This window comes from Ottowia sp. (genome assembly GCF_035325765.1).
Lineage (GTDB): Bacteria > Pseudomonadota > Gammaproteobacteria > Burkholderiales > Burkholderiaceae_C > Ottowia.
This window is the reverse complement of sequence record NZ_DAOKZG010000089.1, coordinates 1-6028: the sequence shown is the minus strand read 5'-3', so window position 1 is coordinate 6028 and position 6028 is coordinate 1. Positions and strand designations below refer to the sequence as shown.

Sequence of the window (6028 nt, the reverse complement as noted above, 5' to 3'; positions counted from 1 at the left end):
GCCCCCTTGAGGGGGGAGGCGCAACATCGCGCAGCGAGTGGAGCCACGGGGGTGTCTCATTTCAAGATGTTCTTGCCGAACCACTGCTCGGAGATCTTCTCGCCGCTGCCGTCCTGCTTCATCTCGGCCAGCGCCTGGTCGATGCGCGCGTGCAGCTCGGTGTCTTCCTGACGCAGGCCGACGCCATATTCCTCGGTGCCGAAGTTGTCGTCCAGCACGGCGTATTCGCCCGGCTTCTTGGCGGTGTAGTAGCGGCCCACCACCTCGTCCAGCACCACGGCGTCGACGCGGCCGGTAGTCAGGTCGAGCAGGGCCGTGACGTTGTCGCCGTACTTCTTCAGCTCCTTGAAGCTCTTGGCGGTGGCCTCGTCCTTCTCGATGGCGTCGACGGCGCTGCTGCCATCCTGCACGCCGACCACCTTGCCGGCCATGTCGGCCTTGGTCTTGATCGGCGAATCGCCCCGGACGACGATGATCTGGTGGTTCTCCATGTAGGGCGCGGTGAAGGCGATGTTCTTCTTGCGCTCCTCGGTGATCGTCAGGCCGTTCCACAGCACGTCGACACGCTTGCCGGACAGCTCGGCTTCCTTGGCGTTCCAGTCGATCGGCTTGAACTCGACCTCGATGCCCAGGCGCTTGCCGGCCTCGCGTGCCAGGTCGATGTCGAAACCGACCAGCTCGTTCTTGTCGTCGCGAAAGCCCATCGGCGGGAAGTTGTCGTCCAGCCCGATCACGATCTTGCTGGGCAGGGCGGCCGGTGCCGGCGCGGGAGCAGCCGCGGGCTCGGCCGGCGCGGCGGCGCTGGGTGCGGGCGCCTCGGTCTTGCCGCAGGCCGCCAGCAGGGCGGTGGATGCGGTGAGGGCGAGCAACAGGCGGCGGGTCGGTCGGGTCAGGATGGACATGTGGATGCGGAAGGTGAGGGTTGGGAAAGGGCAGCTCCGCGCCGCGCAGCCACGAGGGCTCGTGGCTTGTCGCTGCATCGTGGCCAACCTGATATGTTAGCGTGTTCCGCCCATGGACTGCCCGGGGTCGAGCGCCTGCAGCAGTTCGTGCTCGATCGCGAGCTGGGTGCGCGCGTGCTGGAGCTGCTCGCCCTGCAACAGGAAGGTGTCCTCGACGCGCTCGCCCAGGGTGCTGATCTTGGCCAGCTCGACGCTGATGGCGTGCGCCGCCAGCACGCGCGCGATGCTGTAGAGCAGGCCGGGGCGGTCGCTGGCCGAGACCGCCAGCAGCCAGCGCTGTCCCTTTTCATCGGGACGCAGCTCGACGTGCGGCGCGACCGGGAAGCTGCGCACGCGCGGCGAGGCGCGCCCCAGGCGCGGCGGCGCCAGCGGCTCGCGCTGGTCGATGGCGCGGGCCAGCTCGGCCTCGACCTGGGCGCTGGCGTCGTGCTCCTCGCCAGGCAGCAGGGTGCTGATGACCTGGAAGGTGTCCAGCGCCCAGCCGGTGCGCGTGGTGTGGATGCGGGCGTCGAGGATGGAAAGGCTGCTGCGGTCGAACCAGCCGCAGATGCGCGCGAACAGCTCGGCCTGGTCGGGCGCATGCACCAGCACCTGCAGGCCCTCGCCGGCCGGCGAGCGGCGCGTGCGCACCAGGGCGCGGTCGCTGCTGGCCGGGTGCGCGGCGATCTCGCGCGTATGCCAGGCGATCTCGTCGGCGTCGTGGCGCATGAAGTAGCCGGCGTCCAGCGTCGCCCAGAAGCGCTCGCGCCCGGCCTCGAGCGCTGGATCGGCCGCGAGTGCCGCGCGCGCCCGGCGCTGGCGCGCCTGCACCACCGCGTCGGCGTCCGGGGCGCTGCCGCCCAGCACGCGCGCCGTCAGGCGGTACAGGTCTTCCAGCAGCTTGCCCTTCCAGGCGTTCCAGACCTTCGGGCTGGTGCCGCGCACGTCGGCCACCGTGAGCAGGTAGAGGGCCGTCAGGCGTCGCTCGGTGCCGACACGGCGGGCGAAGGCCTCGATCACGGCGGGATCGCTCAGGTCCTGGGTCTGGGCCACGCGGCTCATCGCCAGGTGCTCGCGCACCAGGAACTCGGTGAGCTCGATGTCGGCGGGTGGCAGGCCGTGCTGGCGGCCGAAGCGGCGCACCTCCAGTGCTCCCAGCTCCGAGTGGTCGCCACCGCGCCCCTTGGCGATGTCATGGAACAGCGCTGCGATGTAGAGCAGCCAGGGCTTGTCCCAGCCGGCCGCGAGCTGCGAGCAGAATGGGTATTCGTGTGCGTGCTCGGGGATGAAGAAGCGCCGCATGTTGCGCAGCACCATCAGGATGTGCTGGTCCACCGTGTAGACGTGGAACAGGTCGTGCTGCATCTGCCCGACGATGCGCCGGAACACCCACAGGTAGCGTCCCAGCACCGAGGTCTGGTTCATCAGCCGGAACGCGCGCGTGATGCCCTGGGGTTGGTGCAGGATGGCCAGGAAATTCTGGTGGTTCACCGGATCGGCGCGAAAGCGCCGGTCCATCACGGCGCGTGCGTTGTAGAGCGCGCGCAGCGTGCGCGCCGACAATCCCAGGCTGCCGGGTCGGCGCGCCCGCAGCAGGAAGGTCTCGAGGATGGCCTGCGGCCGGCGCTGGTAGAGCTCGTCGTCGGCCACCTCGATGAAGCCGGCGCGGTCGAGGAAGTGCGTGTCGATGCGCTGCGGCACTGGCGCGGGCTCGCCGCGTGCTGCGCGCAGGCGCTCTTCCAGCACCTGCAGCAGGATCTGGCTGAGCTGCGTCACGGCCTTGGCGGCCCAGTAGTAGCGGCGCATCAGCAATTCGCTGGCGCGCAGCGCGACGCGTCCGTCCGACGCCATGCGGTGGCGCAGCCCGAACGATTCGGCGACCGCGTTCTGCAGCTCGAACACCAGGCGGTCCTCGCGGCGCCCCGCGACCAGGTGCAGGCGCATGCGTACGCGCGCCAGCAGCGCGTGATTGCGTTCGAGCTGGTGGCGCTCCAGCGGGGTGATCAGCCCGGCCTCCTGCAGGTCCTGCCAGCGCGTGCCGATGCCGGCGGCGCGCGCGACCCAGATGATCAGCTGCAGGTCGCGCAGGCCGCCCGGGGACTCCTTGCAGTTGGGCTCGAGCGCGTAGGGCGTGTCCTGGTACTTCTGGTGGCGCTGGCGCAGCTCCAGCCGCTTGGCGATGAAGAAATCCAGCGCGTCCAGGCGCATGCCGAAGCCCTGCTGGAAGGCGCCGAACAGGCGGCGGCTGCCGGCGAGATGGCGCGCCTCGAGCAGCGCGGTCTGCACGGTGACGTCGGCATCGGCCAGGTCCAGGCATTCGCCGAGCGTGCGCACGCTGGAGCCGATTTCCAGGCCGACGTCCCAGCACCGCCCGATGAAGCATTCGATGTGCGCGCGCAGCGGCGCGTCGCGTGCCGGATCGCTGCCCTCCGCCAGCAGCAGCAGCACGTCGACGTCGGAGTGGGGGAACAGCTCGCGGCGCCCGTAGCCGCCGACCGCGAGCAGCGCACAGCGGCCATCGAAGCCGGCCTCGAGCCAGAGCGCGCGCAGCGTGCGGTCGGTCAGGCGCGCCAGCTCGCCCAGAGCCGTGTGCACGCGTCGCCCGGACAGCGTGACCCCGTGCAGGCCCTGCAGCAAATGCGCCTTGCGTGCGCGGTAGTCGCCCGGCCCGGTGTCGTAGACCGCGGCGGCTGGCGTCGCGTGGCCGCGCGGCATGGCTCGGCCGACGGTGCTGCCTCAGGCGGGCGTGTGCGCCATGCCTTGCACGAAGTCCGGCACCGCCGGACTGCCTTCCGACAGCGTCAGCACCTCGTAGCCGCCGGGCGTGACCAGGATGGTGTGTTCCCACTGGGCCGACAGCGAGCGGTCCTTGGTGACGATGGTCCAGCCGTCGGGCATTTCCTTGATCTCGCGCCGGCCGATGTTGACCATGGGCTCGATCGTGAAGATCATGCCCGGCTCCAGTTCGACGCCAGTGCCTGCCTGGCCGTAGTGCAGCACCTGGGGCTCCTCGTGGAAGTTCTGCCCGATGCCGTGGCCGCAGAATTCGCGCACCACCGACAGGCCGTGGCCCTCGACGAAGGTCTGGATGGCGTGGCCGATGTCGCCCAGGTGGGCGCCGGCGCGCACCTGTTCGATGCCCAGCCACATCGAATCGTAGGTGAGCTGGCACAGGCGGCGTGCCGCGATCGAACAGTCGCCCACCTCGAACATGCGGCTGGTGTCCCCATACCAGCCCTCCGGCGTGATGACGGTGACGTCGACGTTGACAATGTCGCCCTTTTTCAGCACCTTGTCGCCCGGTATGCCGTGGCAGACCACATGGTTGACCGAGGTGCAGAGGTGGCCGGGGTAGGGCGGATAGCCAGGCGGCTGGTAGCCGATCGTGGCCGAGCGCGTGCCCTGGCGCGCCATGCAGTCGGCGGCCAGGCGATCGATCTCGAGGGTGGTGATGCCGGGCTGGATGTGCGGGGTCAGGAAATCCAGTACTTCGGCCGCCAGGCGACAGGCGACGCGCATGCCGGCAACCCCGGCCTCGTCCTTGATGGTGATGCTCATGGATTGAAATTATCCCATCCATGGGATGATGGCGCTGGCCACGCACGCGCTGCGGTGGGACGGCGTCGATAGAATCCGGGCGTTCCCGCGCCCCGCCGTGCCCAGAGGTCGCGGCGCCGCCTTCCGGCGCCCGGCGCGCCACTCGCTTGCCTGCGCAGCCACCGTGACCCAGCTCATCCATTTCTTTCCCGGCGGCAACGCCCTTCCCGCGTTTCGCGCCCGCGGCCTGCTGGCACGCCTGCAGGAGCGCGAGCCCGCCGTGAACGCGGTGGCGGCGCGCTTCGTGCACCTGGCGGCGTTCGACGCCGCGCCCGATGCGGCGCTGCTGGAGCGCCTGGGCGCGCTGCTGGCCCAGGGCGAGGCGGCGCCCGAACTGCCGGACGAGGCCAGCGTGATCGTCGTCGCGCCGCGCCTGGGCACGGTCTCGCCCTGGGCCAGCAAGGCGACCGACATCGCGCGCAACTGCGGCATCGCGGTGCGTCGCATCGAGCGCGTGGTCGAGTTCCACCTGGCCCTCAAGCCGGGGCTGCTGGGCAGCCGGCGCCTTTCCGGCGCGCAGCGCGCCGCGCTCGCCGGTCTGCTACACGACCGCATGACCGAATGCGTTCTCGATGCGCGTACCGAGGCGGCGGCGCTGTTCGATGCGCTCGCGCCCGAGCCGCTGGCGCACGTCGATGTGCTGGGGCAGGGCCGCGCGGCGCTGGAGGCCGCCAACCGCGACTGGGGCCTGGCGCTGGCGGACGACGAGATCGACTACCTGGTGCAGGCCTTCAGCCGGCTCGGACGCAACCCGACCGACGTCGAGCTCATGATGTTCGCCCAGGCCAACAGCGAGCACTGCCGGCACAAGATCTTCAACGCGCGCTTCGTGATCGACGGCGTGGCGCAGGAGGACAGCCTGTTTGCCATGATCCGCCACACGCACCGGCAGAGCCCACAGCACACCGTGATCGCCTACAGCGACAACGCCGCGGTGATGGAAGGCGGCATGGTCGAGGCCTTCCAGGCCCGGCCGGAGCCGGCCGGTGGCGCCTTCGGCTACGGCCAGGAAGCGGCCCTGCGCCACGTGTTGATGAAGGTCGAAACCCACAACCACCCGACCGCGATCAGCCCGTTCCCCGGCGCCAGCACCGGCGCCGGCGGCGAAATCCGCGACGAGGGTGCGACCGGGCGCGGGGCGCTGCCCAAGGCGGGGCTCACGGGCTTCACCGTGAGCCGACTGTGGGACGGCCCGCACGGCCGGCCGGCGCACCTGGCGAGTCCCCTGCAGATCATGACCGAGGGGCCGCTGGGCGGGGCGGCCTTCAACAACGAGTTCGGCCGGCCCAACCTGCTGGGCTACTTCCGCGAGTACGAGCTGGCCGTCGGCGCGCCGGGGCACGAGGTGCTGCGCGGCTATCACAAGCCGATCATGATCGCCGGCGGCCTGGGCAGCATCGACGCGCGCCTGACGACGAAGATCGCGTTTCCCGCCGGCAGCCTGCTGATCCAGCTCGGCGGCCCGGGCATGCGCATCGGCATGGGCGGCG

General features: G+C 70.6%; 3 protein-coding genes and 1 pseudogene. 1 reads left to right on the top strand and 3 read right to left on the bottom strand.

Features of this window, described 5'->3' with window-relative positions; all coding sequences use genetic code 11:
• Positions 1 to 56: 56 nt before the first annotated feature.
• The 3 genes from PKA16_RS15545 to map all read right to left on the bottom strand — a co-directional run bounded on the left by PKA16_RS15545 (position 57) and on the right by map (position 4499).
• Entirely contained in the window at positions 57 to 902 is an 846-nt protein-coding gene (locus PKA16_RS15545; protein ID WP_324404555.1) for an amino acid ABC transporter substrate-binding protein, read from the bottom strand.
• Positions 903 to 998: 96 nt separating this feature from the next.
• On the bottom strand, positions 999 to 3656 hold the full coding sequence (locus PKA16_RS15540; protein WP_324404553.1) for a [protein-PII] uridylyltransferase: 2658 nt from the start codon (positions 3654 to 3656) through the stop codon (positions 999 to 1001).
• 21 nt (positions 3657 to 3677) lie between these two features.
• Positions 3678 to 4499, bottom strand: coding sequence for a type I methionyl aminopeptidase (gene map / locus PKA16_RS15535; protein WP_324404551.1), 822 nt, complete (start codon positions 4497 to 4499; stop codon positions 3678 to 3680).
• 25 nt (positions 4500 to 4524) lie between these two features.
• Here map and PKA16_RS15530 point away from each other — a divergent pair.
• Positions 4525 to 6028: pseudogene (locus PKA16_RS15530) on the top strand (phosphoribosylformylglycinamidine synthase); the annotation flags it as partial.